Annotated in this window: 15 protein-coding genes; 7 read left to right on the top strand and 8 right to left on the bottom strand. The window is 42.3% G+C overall.

The annotated features are described in order from the left end of the window. Positions 1–75: 75 nt before the first annotated feature. From hsdR to H9628_RS06570, 5 genes are all read right to left on the bottom strand, one after another. Positions 76–2496, bottom strand: a complete 2421-nt coding sequence (hsdR, locus tag H9628_RS06590; protein WP_251833326.1) for an EcoAI/FtnUII family type I restriction enzme subunit R — start codon at positions 2494–2496, stop codon at positions 76–78. A 1-nt stretch (position 2497) separates the two neighbouring features. Next, a complete protein-coding gene (locus H9628_RS06585) occupies positions 2498–2902 on the bottom strand; it encodes a hypothetical protein (protein WP_251833325.1) in 405 nt (134 codons plus the stop codon). A 73-nt stretch (positions 2903–2975) separates the two neighbouring features. Then, positions 2976–4142: a restriction endonuclease subunit S gene (locus H9628_RS06580; RefSeq protein WP_251833324.1), complete on the bottom strand. Its 1167-nt coding sequence runs from the start codon at positions 4140–4142 to the stop codon at positions 2976–2978. Beyond that, positions 4139–5605 (bottom strand): class I SAM-dependent DNA methyltransferase, encoded by a 1467-nt coding sequence (locus H9628_RS06575; RefSeq protein ID WP_251833323.1) that lies wholly within the window; start codon positions 5603–5605, stop codon positions 4139–4141. Before H9628_RS06575 ends, H9628_RS06580 begins: the two co-directional genes overlap by 4 nt. A gap of 92 nt (positions 5606–5697) precedes the next feature. Continuing rightward, complete coding sequence (locus H9628_RS06570) at positions 5698–7515, bottom strand: hypothetical protein (protein ID WP_251833322.1); 1818 nt, start codon at positions 7513–7515, stop codon at positions 5698–5700. 664 nt (positions 7516–8179) lie between these two features. Between H9628_RS06570 and H9628_RS06565 the strand changes: the two genes are divergently transcribed. Continuing rightward, positions 8180–8821 (top strand): DUF6266 family protein, encoded by a 642-nt coding sequence (locus H9628_RS06565; RefSeq protein WP_251833321.1) that lies wholly within the window; start codon positions 8180–8182, stop codon positions 8819–8821. An 89-nt stretch (positions 8822–8910) separates the two neighbouring features. Here H9628_RS06565 and H9628_RS06560 read toward each other — a convergent pair whose 3' ends face one another. Together H9628_RS06560 and H9628_RS06555 are read right to left on the bottom strand one after the other, a co-directional pair. Then, complete coding sequence (locus H9628_RS06560) at positions 8911–9156, bottom strand: helix-turn-helix domain-containing protein (protein ID WP_251833320.1); 246 nt, start codon at positions 9154–9156, stop codon at positions 8911–8913. A gap of 69 nt (positions 9157–9225) precedes the next feature. Beyond that, a complete protein-coding gene (locus H9628_RS06555; protein ID WP_251833319.1) occupies positions 9226–9582 on the bottom strand; it encodes a hypothetical protein in 357 nt (118 codons plus the stop codon). A 996-nt stretch (positions 9583–10578) separates the two neighbouring features. Between H9628_RS06555 and H9628_RS06550 the strand changes: the two genes are divergently transcribed. From H9628_RS06550 to H9628_RS06540, 3 genes are all read left to right on the top strand, one after another. After that, positions 10579–11292, top strand: coding sequence for an acetolactate decarboxylase (locus tag H9628_RS06550; protein ID WP_251833318.1), 714 nt, complete (start codon positions 10579–10581; stop codon positions 11290–11292). Positions 11293–11382: 90 nt separating this feature from the next. Continuing rightward, the gene (locus H9628_RS06545; protein ID WP_251833317.1) at positions 11383–11742 is read left to right on the top strand and encodes a bleomycin resistance protein; all 360 of its coding nucleotides are present in this window, start codon (positions 11383–11385) and stop codon (positions 11740–11742) included. Between the two features lie 28 nt (positions 11743–11770). Beyond that, positions 11771–12136 carry a DUF1304 domain-containing protein gene (locus H9628_RS06540; RefSeq protein WP_251833316.1) on the top strand — a complete coding sequence of 122 codons (366 nt, stop codon included), beginning with the start codon at positions 11771–11773 and terminating at the stop codon, positions 12134–12136. Between the two features lie 20 nt (positions 12137–12156). Here H9628_RS06540 and H9628_RS06535 read toward each other — a convergent pair whose 3' ends face one another. After that, the gene (locus H9628_RS06535) at positions 12157–12603 is read right to left on the bottom strand and encodes a hypothetical protein (RefSeq protein WP_251833315.1); all 447 of its coding nucleotides are present in this window, start codon (positions 12601–12603) and stop codon (positions 12157–12159) included. A gap of 483 nt (positions 12604–13086) precedes the next feature. Here H9628_RS06535 and H9628_RS06530 point away from each other — a divergent pair, with 483 nt between their 5' ends. From H9628_RS06530 to H9628_RS06520, 3 genes are all read left to right on the top strand, one after another. Beyond that, a complete protein-coding gene (locus H9628_RS06530; protein WP_251833314.1) occupies positions 13087–14790 on the top strand; it encodes a sensor histidine kinase in 1704 nt (567 codons plus the stop codon). Continuing rightward, a complete protein-coding gene (locus H9628_RS06525) occupies positions 14787–15437 on the top strand; it encodes a response regulator transcription factor (protein WP_251833313.1) in 651 nt (216 codons plus the stop codon). The genes H9628_RS06530 and H9628_RS06525 overlap by 4 nt, the downstream gene beginning before the upstream one ends. 109 nt (positions 15438–15546) lie before the next feature. Next, entirely contained in the window at positions 15547–16932 is a 1386-nt protein-coding gene (locus H9628_RS06520) for a glycosyltransferase (protein ID WP_251833312.1), read from the top strand. Positions 16933–17683 lie beyond the last annotated feature (751 nt).

The following is a 17683-nucleotide window of genomic DNA, read 5'->3' as shown; positions in this document are numbered from 1 at the left end:
AAAAAAATGGAAATGGGATTATTTCATGTTAAGGTGAAAATTTTAACCACCGCCTATAATTATTATAACAAATAGTTATTGATAGAGGTAACGCTGGTATTGTATAAAATTGTTTCTGATGGTGAGTACGTCTCCCAGTTTATGTTTAGCATCCTGGATGGTGTTGTATTTTAATTGCAGGAAAGCACTTATTTTTTCGTCATCGAGTTCCTCTACGCCTTTAAGAACATATTGATCTAATACAAAATTCAGGAAGTCGCGGTTATTATCATCCAAATGTTCAAACTGAAATCGTGCTTTCTCTACGCGTTCCACCCGTTCCAGTATTTGTGAATTGTATGCGACATAAGAGAGCACGTCATAAATATCAGAATTCTCGGCTTTCAGGATTATCTGAAATTCCTTGAGTTGCTCTGAGGTAAAGCCTTTTTCTGAAAGTTTTTCCAGGAGTTTTTTGCGGGTTGCGGGAACGCTCCACTGTTCTTTGAGATCGGCTTCGCTGGTGAAGAAAGATGGCAACTGGCCATAGAGCTGCTTCAGGAATTCTGAAGCTGTAATTGGGGTGCCGTCTGCGGACCAAAATGAGGTTGTGGTCATTGACTGTAACTGACGGACTTTGCCATCGGCTAAAACAACTTCTATCATCTTCTGTTTTACATTACAACGGCAATCTATATAACCGCATACCTCACACGGTTCAGGATCAGGTTTTGCGCAGATGCAAGGTCGCTGACCACATTCTTTGCAGATTGGCTTTTCCTTCTCACCATCTGGAGGTACAGGATCCAATGGTTCACCATCCCACTCAGGATCGCTAAAATGTTTGTAAGCTTTTACAAAATCGTAAATGGTAAAATAGTCTTTGCCCTCATTCAAGCGTGTGCCTCTGCCAACAATCTGTTTAAACTCAATCATAGAATTTACAGGGCGCAGCAGAACAATGTTCCGGATTTCCGGGGCATCTACTCCGGTGCTGAGTTTCTGGGAAGTTGTGAGAATTGTGGGAATGGTTTTTTCGTTGTCCTGGAATTCTCTAAGGTATCGTTCACCCAAATCGCCATCGTTCGCGGTAACCCGCTGACAATAATTTGGGTTTTTCCTGACAGCGAACTGATTTATTAAATCCCTTATGGCTGCTGCGTGTTCCTGGGTGGCGCAGAATACTAAAGACTTTTCATTCTGGTTGATCTGGTTCATGAACTGTTTTACCCGAAACTCTTCACGCTGTTTTATCTTAATGATTCTGTTAAAATCTTCTTCCTTGTATTCCCTTCCTTCTTCGATTTCTCCTTCTATAATTTTATCATCAGAAATGTAAATATAATCGTCAATATTAGTGTCGATCTGTTTTACCCGAAAAGGCGTGAGGAAGCCGTCGTTTATCCCTTCTTTGAGTGAATATACATACACCGGCTTACCGAAATATGCATAAGTATCAGCGTTTACATCGCGTTTTGGCGTTGCGGTGAGACCGAGCTGAGTAGCAGGTGAAAAGTATTCCAGGATTGCACGCCAGGTACTTTCGTCGTTTGCGCCGCCACGGTGACATTCGTCAATGATGATAAAATCGAAGTAATCTTTTGGATATTGACCGAAATTGGGAGTTCCTTTTTTGCCGTAAGCGGTATCTTCATCCGCTACCATTGGCCCTGCAGAAGAGGCCGTTTCTTTGTTCCCGGACATAAAAGTTTGGAAGATTGTAAAGAAGATACTGCCGTTCTTCGGGACCTGCCCTTTCTTGTTTATTTCTGCCGGCTTAATCCGTACCAAAGCATCTTCCTCAAATGCACCGAAGGCATTGAATGCCTGATCTGCAAGAATGTTACGGTCTGCCAGGAAAAGGATGCGCGGACTTCTTAATCCGTCTTTTCGGATGTTCCACTTTGCGTGAAAAAGTTTCCAGGCGATTTGGAAAGCGATGGCAGTTTTCCCGGTTCCGGTAGCTAATGTCAGCAAAATTCTTTTCTGATCATCGGCAATGGCTTCCAGTACTTTGTTGATGGCGTTCTGCTGGTAATAGCGAAGTTCCCAAGTGCCACCCTTGGTTTCAAAAGGAATGTCGTAGAATTTCTGTTTCCAGTTGAAAGCTGCGGGATGATCATGCGTTTCCTGCCCATACAGCATTTGCCAAAGCTCTTCAGGCGTTGGAACTTTATTAATATCCTTCTCTGTACCTTCGAGATCGGCGAGATAGTATTTGTGGCCGTTGGTTGCAATGGCAAATCTCAGATTCAGTCTTTCTGCATAATCCTTTGCCTGCCCTAAACCTTCGGTGTAATAACAGGTAGATGCTTTTGCCTCAATGACCGCGACATTTCTGTTCTTATACTGCAGGATATAATCGGCCTTATCGGGCATGGCTCTTTTGCCAGAACCAATTAAACGGCCCTTAGAAATCGGAAATTCTCGACGGATTCGGCTGTCTTTCACGACCTGCCAACCCTGTTCAAGAAGGTGCGGGTCAATGAGTTCTGCGCGGGTTTCGGATTCGTTCATGTTATTTAATGGGGCTTTCTTTTAAAATGCGACTGAAATCTTTTTCAACATACTTTAAAAACTGTGGTTTGCAATGTTCAGTTTGTGTTTTGGTTTTTCTGCCATTAAACCAAATAGACCTTTTACCAATATTTTTTCCGGTCTTATTTTGATTTGACTCATTTATAAACTCATGCGAATTCAAGATCCAAATCATTTCCATTCTTTCAGAGTAAAACACAAACCAATAATTATTTCTATATTCATGTGGAATTGCAGCGAACAATGCTGCATCCCCAAAAACCACGTCTTTTGATCTGGCCTTAACCTGAACTTCTACAAAACTGCCGTCGGGTCTTTTTATCACAGCATCAATTCCATCGTCATCTACCATCGGAAGATACACATCCAGCCCTTCTTTGAGCATTAAGCTAATGACATAATGCTCAATTCTTTTGCCGAAAGACGCTGAACTCCTGAATGACTTCCCCATCTCCTTTTTAATTGATTAATTCCCCTTTAAACGCCTTCTCTAAAATGCTTTTTTTCAACTCCTCCAGGTTGGCGAGTTTTTGTTTGTATTTTTGCTGAAGGAGTTCGGTTTGAGCGGAAAGTTGATCTAACTGTGAAACTATTTCCTTTTGTTCATCTAAAGATGAGGGAAAATTAATTTTGTTATCTAAAATTCGCCCCGGAGCTGTATGTTTAACCATAGTACCAGTGGCTGTTAATTTTATTTTATCCAAATACTTTTTAGATTTTAGAAAATAGTACAAAAATTTCTTATCAAAGTGTTCATCGTTGCCTTTACTTATGAATTTACCAATTCGTTGATTGTGAAGAATGTTGCAGGATTCAATTATTGCAGGTAAACCCAGAATTTTCATTTTTGAAGATAAGTCAGTCATTACAACAGTTAAATCACCCACATCAAATAAGAAATCTAGTGGATATTTCGCATGTGTTCTTTTGGTATTTTTTTTCGTAAAATATAAACCGCCATTTTCATGATAATTCCCTGGGGTCAAGACTATAGGAAGATCTTTATTTTCACTGATTTCAAATAATTTTCCATCAAAAGCATACCCGTGCTTTATCAAATAGAAATCTTCTAATTTTTTCTCTTCCCACCCTTCACCATTTTCCGAAAACACTTGATTCAATTTGCTTTGAAAAAGCTCTTTTGCATTCTGGATGTTTTTTTCGATATTGACTTTGGCGCGGTCGATCAGAACGAAAGCAGTATCTAATTTTTCTACGATTTGTTGTTGTTCAGGGAGTGGGGGGATTGGAATTTTTGCCTCTTTTAGCACCCTGTAATGTCGCGCATAACCCAGATCATCAAGTTTCAAATTACTTATTACATATGCAAAATATCTTGAATCAATTTTGTCAATTGGGTCAAATATTTTTACTCCATCAGCTCCCACAACAAAATTGAAATCAATATACTTAACAATTTTGGTATGATCACCAAAAATGACCACCGGCTTAGTTATTTTAATTAAATCTTCTTCGTTATTCCAATAACCGTTTATTAATTTTTTTTCTTGAGAGACAATTGGAAAATTACCAATTGATAAAAAATTCTTCTTGGAAATTTTATTATATCTAGGAAAAGGATTTAAGCACTTTTCAAATTCATATTCTAACCAGCCTTCCTTCATTGGAGTAACTCATTTAAAGTTTGCAATATCTCACTCGTCTCCTCATCCAGAGTAGTTATCTCCTCCAAAATTAATGCAGGTTCACGCAACGGTGTTTCCTCTGGCTTGTTCGGATTTTTCACACTCAAATCCAATGTAGCTTCTAAATATTCAGCTACCGGAAGGTTCCAAGATTTTTCAGACTCGGGTTTTGTTTTCTCTAGATGTATAAATTCCTTTAAATCGGCATCGTTCAGCGGATTGGTCTTGCCCATATTACGACCCGGATCAAGCTGGTAATACCAGATGTTCTTTGTGGCCTCGCCCTTGGTAAAGAATAACACCACCGTTTTAACACCCGCACCCTGAAATGTGCCCTGAGGCATATCCAGTACGGTGTGCAGGTTACAGGTTTCCAGAAGGTATTTACGTAAAGCCACCGAAGCATTGTCGGTATTGCTCAGGAAAGTATTTTTAATGACTACCGCAGCACGGCCGCCTGCTTTCAGCGATTTAATAAAATGCTGCATGAAGAGGAAGGCCGTTTCACCAGTCTTGATATCGAAGTTCTGCTGTACTTCCGGTCTTTCCTTACCGCCAAAAGGTGGATTTGCGAGGATAATATCATAACGGTCCTTTTCCTGAATATCGCGGATGCTATCTCCTAAAGTATTGGTATGCGTAATGTGGGGAGCTTCGATGCCGTGAAGGATCATGTTCATGGTCCCGATGATGTAGGCCAGATTCTTTTTTTCTTTACCGAAAAGGGTATTATCCTGCAGTGTGTCGAGGTTGGCAGTTGTTTTCTCCATCCGCTCGTACAGGTATTCATACGCTTCGCAAAGGAACCCGGCAGAACCGCAGGCAGGATCGTAGATCTTTTCGCCAATTTTCGGATCAATCACAGAAATCATTGCACGAATCAAAGGACGTGGCGTGTAATACTGGCCGCCATTTCTTCCGGCATTGCCCATGTTCTTGATCTTGGTTTCGTACAGGTGGGAAAGCTCGTGCTTGTCTTTGCTGGTACCGAACGGCAGTTTATCCACCATATCGATGATCTCGCGAAGGTTGTAGCCTGATTTTATTTTGTTGTTAAGCTCGGAGAAAATTTCACCGATTTTGTATTCAATGCTTCTGGCATTTTCGGAATGGAGGTTCTTGAATTCGGCGAGGTAAGGGAAGAGTTGGTTTTCGACAAATCTCACAAGGTCGGGTCCGGTAAGTTCCAGATGGTGGTCATCAGAACCGCTTTCGCTGCGTGGTTTTGCCCAGGTTTCCCAGCGGAAAGGTTCATCAAGGATGTATTTGTACTCCTTGCCTTCCAAGCCAGCTTCATCTTCCTTGTCTTTTTCGAGGGAATCGAGGTATCGTAAAAAAAGAATCCAGGAGGACTGTTCGATATAATCAATCTCCGAATCAGCTCCTGAATCCTTGTATAGTAAGTCGTCTATGTTTTTAAACGTCTGCGTAAAGTTGCTCATTAAAATGTTTGAATAGGTTTCGGTTACCTTTCAAAAGTAGGGAAAAAGGTTGGGATGGGAAAGGGAACTTATCAAATCGAAATGCCCTAAAACTATTTTCGAACCGCTCTGTTTCCAAGAGCGAACTTATAACCGAACTGGAACTGATAGAAGGCATCATCAATTTTATTTCCTTTATAATTGTGGGTTACTAACCGCACAAAAATGGCGGAATTGGGATTTCCATTCGCATGATAAAAAATTTCCGCTTCATGTTTAAAAACGGGAACTATAAAATCTGTAGCAACATCGTTATATACATTAAAATTTTGGTAATCAAACCATGATAGTTCTACCTTATAGTCAAAACCAAAGTTATTAAATCGTTTAGTACTTAAGTGTAAACCTCCTCCATATCCCATCGACTTAAGGCCTCTTACATCCCTGATTTCTTCAGTACCTATATTAAGTTCTGAAATATTGTAATTCAAAAATCCATAACCGCTGAGTTTTACAGGTGCACTTTTGTGTTGCCATTTAATAATTTCGCCCTCTACACCCATGGTAAGAAACCGTTTTTCGACAAGATTAAGTCTTTGAGGATGAATTAAATCATCTTGAATGTGTTCCAAAGATGCAAACCTATTATCATTTTCAAATCTTGAGTAATTAACATACGGTGACAGCGTGGGCAGAAATTCTATCTGTCCCATGATACTATTTCCTCTCAATACCGGGAAGGGATACGGGAAAAGGTAAAAAGTAGCCCTTCCGTCCACTTGCACGAGACCATTTTCAGCCTCTCCAAATAGGGCCAGAAAATCAGAATATACTCGCAGTTCCACAATTTTCTCCAACGGTGCTTCCTGTACTATTTTGTATCTAACATTGCTGTCGTTATTATCTTTTATATCATCAGGAAGTTTAATGTTAAGTTCTAACGGAATGTAATGGTTACCAATATCGTAAGAATATGAAAAGATATCAGTAAGTTTTATATAAAGGTTTGAAAGTTCAGAATCTGTATAGCCACGCATTGCATCTTTTTTTTCTGAGTGCGAGTAATACATAAACTTTCTATCCCCATAACTTGAGAAAAACAATACACTTTGACCTACTTGATTGCTAAAAATATGAGTATTGCCAGCTTCATCATCCACTTTAGCGATAATATCATAAAAGTAACCGTCTTTTATTTCCACACTAAGACTATTAAATTTAAAGACCTTACCGGTCAAAATATAATCACTAGTATTTTTTTCTCTTAGCAGCACATTAATTAATTCTGAAGATGATGCGATTAAGTTATAAAGCTTTAACATCTTACTATCAGAACTACCTTTTTTTATTTTTTTAATTTCACCTCCTGTAAAATATCTGTAAAAATAGAATGGCTGGCCTTTTTTAGGGATTGTGATGTCTCCTAAATAATGATCCTTATTTACCGTCATTAAAGCGCTCCTGATAATTTCAGCTTCTTTTCCGGTTTTATTTTTTAAAATATCATGGTCAATGGTCTGATCTTCTCCAAAATATGATATCAATTTCGTTTCTTCCTGGGCAGTCGAATCTCCCGTAGACATCTGATGTTTATGCGGAAAAAAGAGCTTTAAATCTTCTAGCTTTAATTTTTCCTTTGCAATATAAAAAGACATTGCTGTTTGTGCAGCAGTATATACGGAGTCAAGTCTAACTTGAATTTTTCTTGTTTCCTGTATCTGCTGGGTCAATTCATTCAAAACTTTCGAGTCTTGGTTTGAGGGAACGATTTTAGCCTTAATCTCTTCCAAAATCAAAGTTCCTTCTGCAAGCTTAGTACTATCCTGTACATAACTGGCAGAAAGTTCTCTTAAATACTTTTCAGCATCCGATTGCTGACCCCAACACACGCCGCACATAAGTGACAAAATAATTAATAAAGTTTTTTTCATGGTGATTAGTTTAGAACTAAAGTAAGAAGTAAAGACCCTTATACCCCGCGAAAAACACCCTTTCTTAATCACAAAATGTAATGGTATAAATCAAATGAATTGTTTCTAATAAAACAATAATTTTAAGCTAATACAATCGCCCTCCTCCCACCCTCCTTGCACTCTCCTTCCCAAAATCACCCTTTTTTCGGAAGCACGCCGCAACAACACCCGAACAAGTCTGCAACAAAACTGCAAGGGGTGCGGACACATCCGGACAGGAAAGGACATTGCCGGACAAGTCTTGTATCTCACCGCAATTGAAAGACATGTGCATGCTTTGTAGTAACCGTACTGCTATTTGGCGTCGATTATAATCATGACAGGAGGTGCCTGGATTTTAATTCGTAATTAAACTTTGTCGCGGACTAATTATTACAATAATCATCGGTTAGCGAAGAGAAACATCATAAGGGAAAATTGGTGGCACAAAGTGGCGATATCTCACCTATTTTGAAACTATTTATGCCAGTATGTTTTAAAACAGGAAAGAAAGTCTTAATGTATGCTAACGAAGAAAATAAAGTGACAGTTAAAGAAAGTTTAACTTACTGATTTGTAATTACTTGCATGGACTCGCTTACCTTTCTATATTTGTCCTGTTTAACCCCAAAAAATAAATAAAATGGGAACAATTAAGAAAGGAATCCTGGGTGGATTCAGTGGTACTGTAGGTACCGTAGTGGGCGCTAACTGGCGCGGAATGGACGTCATTCGCAGCCGTCCAAAAAAGTCGGGAAGTATTGCTACTCCCCAGCAACTGCTGCAGCGCGAAAAGTTTGCGCTTGCCATTAAGTTCCAGAACTCGCTGCGCACCATGCAGAAGCGGCTCTATGGTGACAATGCCGGCGTGAGATCGCGGGTGAACCTCGCCGCCAGCCAGCTGCTGCGCGAAGTGGTGACGGATGTGAACGGTCTGGTAACGCTGCAGATGGACAAAGTGCAGATCACCAAAGGTGAGCTGACGGGCTTCCAGGATCTGGCGGTAACGGCGACGGCCGGTGAACTGCTGAACTTCACATGGACAGACAACAGCACGCAGATGATGGCTAACGCGACTGACATTTTCAGCTGCGCCATCTATGAGGCGGAAAGTGGTGAGTTCTTCGTGAAGGAAGGGCCGGAAGTACGTACTTCGGCGCTGGCAGAGGTGGCATTGCCTGCAGACTGGGCAGGTGCTACGGTGCATGTGTATGCATTCTTTCAGAATGCAGAGCAGGATCTGGCCTGCAATTCCGTTTACCTCGGTTCAGCTGTCCTGATCTGACAGTTCGCCGGGTAACCGGGTGAGAAGATGCCGCAGAAAGCCTCGCTTTCCTGCGGTATTTTTTTTGATGTCGCACGGATGGGGCTGCCCTACTCGCCTTCCCGCATCATCCGGTCAACGGCATCTGCCAGGTAATAGATCTTGCCGCCTAGCTTGGTATAAGGAATCTTCCCCTCCTTGCGCCAGCGGTGCAGTGTACGGTCAGATACATGCAGCACATTCATCATTTCGGAAGTGTCGTAATACGTGCCGGTCAGCGGATGCGCACTGCTCTCATTCTGCCAGCCGGGCGTTCGGTACTGAGGGCGGTTGTTGATATTTTTTTTTCTGTTCATTGGTGTCTGTGCATTTTTTATAATGCGTATTTCAAATTAGTATTACTGTCTTGTACTTTAATGATAAGTTTACTTTTTAATCACCCTCTGGTGGAGTCTGAATAAACCTTCTTCCGTCGTTTTTTTGATGTCGTAAATCACCGTTTGCTTCGCCATGTAATCTACGCCTAACTCCTCCAGCATAGCCCGTGCGTTAATATAGTCATATTGACCTGCTTTGCCAATTGGGAAAGTATTTTCTTTGGCGTCAGGTGAAACTTCCATAAGCAGTTGCTCATCTTCCCCAAAACCAAATCTTACGAAGCGGTTACGTTCTGTATTGAGCATCTCCATAGCTCCCTTTGAAAGTCCAAGCTTTCCTGTTTTATGCACCGTAAGTTTTGCACTACCTCCTGTTGCGTCTGGTTTAATAAATCTTATTATCATTTCTTAATGTTTTTACAAAAATAAAAATACTTATCTATAAATGAACAATAAATGCACATAAAAATCTGGGTTACAGTTTATTTTAAACCAAGAATGCCTCTAAATACCTTATCAACAGTGTAGATACTGAATATATATTAATTTACTTACTATCAGTGTTATCGCCAACTATAGGCTATGTGTTCGATCTTGTAAAAAATCAGTTTTCAAAAAAGATCGTTAATATCAGTATATGAAATACACACAAATAAAAGACAAGTAATGTAAAAGAGAATAAAATTGAATTCAAATAAACGTAAATAGATAAGATAGGAAGCACTATTTATATCAATCTTTCCTTACATGCGGTTCCGGTAGCTTCATTCAATTATATTCAGAATTTCGAGCGGCCATATTTCGTCATGTTGGTGAAACGAACCCACATCAGTTTTATCTGTATGATCTCACCTTATGGCTAAGATTTTCTACCCGCTGTTTTATTGTTTAGCAATGACCATGTGTGAATGTTCAAATCAAGATTTATTGATTAACAGGGTTTTGAGCCGGTAAATAAATTTTACATTTAAGCGCTGTGTACATGAGAAAATATTATTTTAGTTAGAAGATTACCATGTTTCTTAAACTACCTGAAATAGCACTGCTTATAAAGATCCGAATAAACTTAAAATAGCTCTGTCACAAAACAAGTAACAACACACGCCCCCCTATGACAAAAACTGCTTATTTAGGCGTTTTTACAACCCATAAATACCCAAAAAATTCACACATCCGATATTTCAAATTTTTTGGACAGCATACGACATTGTCAAACACGGAGGTAATCTGTTCGCTTTGGGCATCCCGAAAGACCGTTTTCTGATTGTGGGGCGCGACAGTATGAAGGAAAGTTGGGGTGTTCAGGACTACCAGTCCGGCTACGATGTTGATTTCGGTTCTAAAGTTGAGGTTTAAATAGTTACTTTTATTAAAACTTTTAAACATCATTAAGCACTTGATATGAATTTTAAACGAATCATCGCCGCCCTCGGCCTGCTGGCACTTAGCGGTTCCAGCATTCAGGCACAAAAAAACAATAAAGACGTAAAAGTGATCGGACAGATGAAAAACGTGATGTGGAAGGGGGAACTTTTCGGAAACATTCACCTCGACACCATTGCCAACAGGAAAAACCTGTACGGCTTTGGACCTGTGGAATATCTGGCCGGCGAAATTCTGATCATCGACGGCAAATCATACAAATCTACCGTTACTTCTGATGCAGCGATGAAAGTTGAAGAAACCTACGACATCAAAGCGCCGTTTTTTGCTTACGCCAATATTTCAGACTGGTCCGAACAAAGTTTGCCGGAAACTGTACAGAACCTGGAGCAGCTCGAAACTTACCTCGATTCCATTACCAAAGATTCGCCTCGTCCGTTTATGTTTAAGCTGAAAGGAACCGTAGAACAGGCGACGGTACACATCGTGAATTTGCCGGAAGGCTCAAAAGTGAGTTCGCCGGATGAAGCGCATCAGGGTCAGGTCAACTATAAGCTGCAGAACGAAAAAGCGGACATCATCGGGTTTTTCTCCACAAAGCATAAAGCCATTTTTACGCACCACGATACCTTCCTGCACATGCATCTGATCACGAAAGACCGCCGACAATTGGGACATTTAGACGAAGTGACCTTTAAGCCGGGCACCGTGAAACTGTATTTGCCAAAGTAATTGTGGGATTGCTTGCGCTTGTATGTTTATAAGAAAAAGATCAACCTGAATTAATAAGCCCGCTAAATGGCGACGGATAAAAATAAAAAAATGCTGACACACGTACATCCTAAATTACCGATGCGCGGCAGGGCTGCCACCGTTGCGTTTTATGTGGATAAATTAGGCTTTCATCTATTTGGAAACACAGATTTTGAAGGCTATTTAATGCTTGAGAAAGACAATAGACAAATTCATTTTTTTGAGTTTAAAACGCTTGATCCGGAAGATAATTATGGGCAGATTTACCTTCGTACTGATGATATTGAAAGGCTGTATCAATCTTGTTCAGATCAAAATGTAAGCATTCATCCGAACGGAAAACTGCAGGTAAAACCGTGGGGTCAGAAGGAATTTTCTCTATTGGATCCGGATAACAATCTGCTGACATTCGGACAGTCGGCTTCTTAAAAATTACATTTCATTAAAAACAATCATCATGGAACTTCTGTCAAAAATCCTGATCGGACTTGTTGCTCTCGAGCATCTTTACATCTTGTACTTCGAAATGTTTGCGTGGGAAACCATAGGCAAGAAAACTTTCCGCTCGCTGCCTGCAGATCTGTTCACGCCTACCAAAGGTCTTGCGGCGAACCAGGGTCTGTACAACGGTTTTTTAGCGGCAGGTCTCATCTGGACATTTTTCATAAAAGACCGTGAGTGGAGCAGCAATATCGCCATTTTCTTTCTCACCTGCGTAGTCGTGGCGGGAACATACGGTGCACTCACGGCGAGTAAGAAAATATTTGTGACGCAGGCGGTGCCGGCTATCATTGCGCTGATCGTCCTTCTCCTGAAAAACTAAAACTCGCCGGGAAAAAGGGTCTACTGTCTTTGTTTGAGCCTGGCTATCACTTTGAGCAGGGCCTCCCTGTTTTTGGCTTCGTGGTAAAAGCGCGGCAGTTTCTCGAGGAGGGTAAAATGGGTGCGGTCTTTGTGTTCGCGAAGTGTGGCAGAGATGTAGGATTCGAGATAATCCAGATGCTCGCGGTTGTAGGCGATGAAGACCTCATTTTTAAAAGGTGCGGTGTACCACAGAGCCGTACCGAAATATTCGTTTGCAGCCACATTAAGTTGTCCGTGCATGCCAAGCAATTCGACCTCCGTACTGCTTATTTTTGAGTAACCGCAGTGCATGCAGTTGAGCCGTGCGTCCTTCTTTTCATGGTCGGCAGTGGCGGTTGCCTTTTTCGTACAGGCAGGACATTCTACATCTACCTTATCCCGGAAATAGCTGAGACGGTGATTTTTGTCCCGGAAGCGTTGAGTCATGGGAATTCTTTGGCTGTAAATGTATTAAAGATTTAGTGGAGTTAAGTACTGACTAAATTTTATCGAATCTTTAAAACAAACTTCACAAAACCTGTGCAGTGCGGGGGCGCCTGATTTAAATCTTATTGCGATAAAATCGGATGATTGACTTACTTTAATATTAAAATTGTCAGAGAGTAGGTATAAAAATTAAAAATAGTCCGGGGATACACAAAAACTCTTTTGTTGTATTTTCCGAAGTTTTTGAACCTGGATAAAAAGCACATCCCTCTGCCTTTTCGGTTTTAATACGTAACAGAGTTCCTTTTTTTAACGTGCGGTTTCCCTCGCAGTCCCGGTTTTTCAGCCGCTTCATATTTTGTATCTTCGCGTACGGAATTACAGTTCAGATGCTATGTACACCGGAGATTGCCTGCAGCTTCAAAAAAAATTAGCGCAGCGATCAGCACAGCAGCAAATTTCTGCTGAGCAAACCATCAGCTTATGACGGAAACCAAAAACACCAGACCGCTGATTCATTATTCACTGATTGTGGCTACCTTGATCATACAGGTGGTCATTGCGGTTTTCATCTACAACGAATATTTCAACCAGAAGAAACTCGAGTCAATCGAAGCGCAGTTGCGAGACAGCCGTACGCTCGAAAGAGCCGCCGGACAGGCACGCACCGACCTTCTGCAGGCGCAGGATAATTTAAGAAAGTACAGCGACACGCAGGACAAGAAAGATCTCGATGCCTACTTTGCATCATTGCGCAAACTCAGCAGAAATCTGGACAGTATCGCCTCCTCACCGCAGCTCAAACCTGAACTGGCTGCGCTCATTCAGGCCCGGAAAAAGCAGCTTGATACCCTCCCCGATCTGGATAAGGTCATCCAGTCTGTGTACACTGAATCAAAGAAACCGCGTGCGGAGAGAAAACCGCTCGTCCTCAAAGATTTCAAGATTGCACCTCCGGAAACACGTTTCGATCTGAAAATCGAAAAGCAGGTGGATACGGTAGCGAAGAAGCCGTTTCTTTCACGGCTGAAAGACGCCATCAACAATGAATCTGAGGTACAGCGCGAAGTGGTGCTGGTTACCACGCGCCAAAGTGATACCATTAACACAAACAAGATCAAGAATGAAGTGGACAGTGTGCTGAGGAACGTACAGGAACACTACCGCAGTGAAATTAAGACCTATGAGGCCGGCCTGCAGAGTACAATGAAGCAGAATGACAACCTGTACCGCACGTATGACCAACTGATGTGGATAAGCAACAACTGGATGGAGGTTTATACTTTCGCCGTTGGCGATCTCAGCAGGGCACTGCAGGATCAGTTCGATGAGCAGCGTTCGGAAAACCGCGAGATCCGCAAATATCTGCTGACGGGACTGACGATTCTGATGTTCCTCGTGTTGATGCTTATCATCTATTTTACCCGTCAGTCCTATTTGTATCAGCGTGAACTAAAACTGGCCAATGAGGAGATCAACAGCAACCTGAAATTCAAGAACCGAATCCTCGGCATGCTGAGTCATGAAGTTCGGGCACCGCTGAAGATCATCAACCTTTTCATAGACCGGATCAGTAAGAAAAACAGTGACGAACGTATCGAAGACTATCTTCAGTCAATGAAATATACGAACAGTTCGCTCCTGCTGCAGGCTACGCAAATATTGGAGTATGCAAAAAACCAGCAGCGCGGACAGACGGTCAATGCGGTAGCGTTCGGTCTGTACAGCGAAACCGAAAGAATCCTTACTGCTTTCCGCCCTTATATAGAATCCCGTAACAATGAGTTTACAGTGCAGAACGGAATTCCCGCGGAAACGGTCGTGTTTTCAGATCATATACTGATCTATCAGCTGTTCGTAAACATTCTGGGCAATGCGAATAAATTCACCGAAAACGGAAAAATCTCGGTCCGGACATGGCTCGTGGAGCAAAACCATTCTGTTCAGATGCATGTAAAAGTGGAGGATACAGGCAGCGGCATTTCCAAAGCCGATTTGAAACGGATCTTTGATCCTTACTATCAGGGCCGGAACTTTAAGAATGTGGAAAATATGGGTGCCGGCCTGGGGCTGAACCTTTGTCGCGAGACCGTGGAACTGCTCGGCGGGCGAATCAGTGCGGAAAGTGAACTTGCTGAAGGCACAAGCATTTATTTTTATATTAATCTGAATAAACCCACCCAATGACAGACCGAAAACCGGTGTTTCTTTTAGGAGACGATCATCAGATCATAAGACAGGGAATGGCATTCATTGTAAAAGATCTTTTCCCCGAAGCAGAAATAAAGCATGCTTCTACGCTGCGGGAAATCCTGGAGAAAGCTGGTGAAGGCCTTCTGGACGCGGCAATTCTGGATGCGCAGTTTCCGGACGGAAATTCGGTGACCATTTTAAAGAAAATCCGCGAACTGCAGCCGGATGCCCGAATAATCATTTTTTCAAGTGCTGAGGAGGAACATTATTCATTAAAGTTTATTGCTGAAGGCGCAAACGGTTTTCTGAGTAAACTGGCAGAAGAAGCTGAGATTGAAACCGCACTGCAGGAACTGATGACCAGGGGCAGTTATTTTTCACCGATTACTCAGCAGTTACTGGCACAGGCCGCCCTTAATCCGGTGAGTCCGGATCCGCTGGCACGGCTGACAGACCGTGAGCTTGAGGTCGCGGATCTGATGGCTGAAGGGCTGGGAAATCTGGAAATAGCCAATAAGCTGGACCTTCGGCAGAACACAGTAAGCACTTTTAAAAAACGTATTTTTAAAAAACTTGATGTGGAAACTTTGGTGGATTTTCTGGAGGTGATGCGCATTCACAGAGAAGAACCGCGTAGATAAAAATCTACAACAGGACAGAAAAACATCGGTGCCTTCTGTGCGGAAAAAAGTAGTCACTTGACCTTTCTTTGTAGGGAATTTTTGAAATTATACTACATAAAAAGGTTAAATGAAAAATACAGTCCTGCAGGATAACACTGCACTTCCCATAAGCCGCATCCGCGTCATTGCGCGGTTGCGTTCACTCAAGAAAAAAGAATTTGGCGTGCTTATCGGCGCACAGATCTTGATGTTCAGCGCCATCTATGCCGTGAATAATTTCCATCCCTACTTCGAGGAACTGCACTTCCAGCGTATGGAAACTTTGCCGGGCAGAATTCTGGTGTATTTCCTGCTTGGTGCACTAGTATTTCAGGTGTGTTTCCTCATTTTTGTGGCAATCCTTTTCATGCGTTACCGTCCGGTCACCGGAGTGTCCGACGGTGATTTGCCATCCTGCACCGTAATTGTACCCGCCTACAACGAAGGCAGTCTTGTATATGATACACTGAAAAGCATCGCCGCCAGTGACTATCCGCAGCATAAAATGCAGGTGATAGCGATTGATGACGGAAGTACCGACGACACGTGGTCCTGGATCCAGCGTGCACAGAGCGACATTGGCGACTCCATCACCATTTGGAAACAGCCCGAAAACCGTGGGAAGAGACATGCGTTATACCACGGTTTTAAATCGGGTAACGGTGAGGTTTTTGTGACCATTGATTCAGATTCTGTCGTAAAACCCGATACCCTCCGCAATCTTCTGAGTCCGTTCGCGGTAAATGAAAAATGTGGCGCCGTAGCCGGAAATGTCAAGGTGCTAAACCGTAATCAGGGTATGATCCCGCGCATGCTGAACGTAAGCTTCGTATTCAGTTTCGAGTTTATGAGGGCTGCCGAAAGTTCCCTGGGATTTGTTCTCTGTACGCCCGGCGCGCTGTCGGCCTACCGCCGCGATGCTGTGGATAACTGCCTGGAGGAGTGGATGAATCAGAAATTCATGGGTAATTACGCCACCATCGGGGAAGACAGGGCCATGACCAATCTGATCCTGGAACAGGGCCTTGATGTTCAGTTCCAAAGAAACGCTGCTGTCCTGACAAATACACCCGTCGGTTTTAAAACATTACATAAAATGTTTACGCGTTGGGGACGGAGTAACGTAAGGGAAACGTTGAAGATGAACCGTTTTATGTTTAAACGTTTCCGCGAGACCAACAGAACCGGGGCCCGATTTATCTTCCTTCACCAATGTATGAAGCTGCTGATGGCTTACCCGCTGATGATTCTGATGATATATTTCCTGTTTACCCATCCGCTGCTTTACGTAAGCTCCGCACTTACCGGCACCTTTATTTTCTCGAGTATACAGATGCTCTTCTTCAGCCGGAATTATCCTGTGGGTGACGGACTCTGGGCTTATCCGTACAGTGTCTTTTATCTCTTCGGATTATTCTGGATCTTCCCCTTCGCCATTGCCACCGTGAAGAACGGCGGCTGGCTGACCAGGTAATTGATAAAAAAAAACGCGTCTGAGTAGCCTTCTGCGAAGGATACAGCCTACAAAACCAGCTGGGAGATTCTCTTCCGGCTGTTTTTCTTCCAGTACCGAGCCGTATTGAGAAATGAGCCTGCCGGCTGCATCTATCTGAAATTTAACCTGGGAATTCCACCCAGTGATTTCCGCAGAGTCTTCACTTACAGAAACATTCAGTTTATTCTGGGTGACACTGTCTATGTACATGCCGCTTTGCTGTGCAAGCGCCGGCGCGGAAGGATTAGATTTTCTGACGCTTTCAGGTACTTTTTGATATTGCTGTCCAGGGATATATTAAGCCCACACTGAGCATCGTGCGTGTAACAGTTTAACATAGTTTTAATATTTCACCACAAAATGTTAAAAAGTTCAATTAAGTTAGCTTTAGCCGCAGGGATACTTATTTTAGGGCCATATTTTAATGCATTGAATAATTTGCAACTGCTATAGAAGTATTTCACGGCTATAATTACGGGCAGATTTACCTTCGCACCAATGATATTGAAAGGCTGTATCAATCTTATTCAGATCAAAATGTAAGCATTTATCCGAACGGAAAACTACAGCTGAAACCGTGGGGTCAGAAGGAATTTTCCGTATTGGATCCAGATAACAATATGCTGACATTCGGGCAGCCTGCATGTTAAAACTACATTTCATTAAAAACAATCATCATGGAACTTCTGTCAAAAATCCTGATCGGACTTGTTGCTCTCGAGCATCTTTA

Origin of the sequence: Kaistella pullorum (assembly GCF_014837035.1) — a bacterium.
GTDB lineage: Bacteria > Bacteroidota > Bacteroidia > Flavobacteriales > Weeksellaceae > Kaistella > Kaistella rhinocerotis.
Note: the sequence above shows the minus strand (reverse complement) of the source record. Positions and strands in the feature narration are given on the sequence as shown.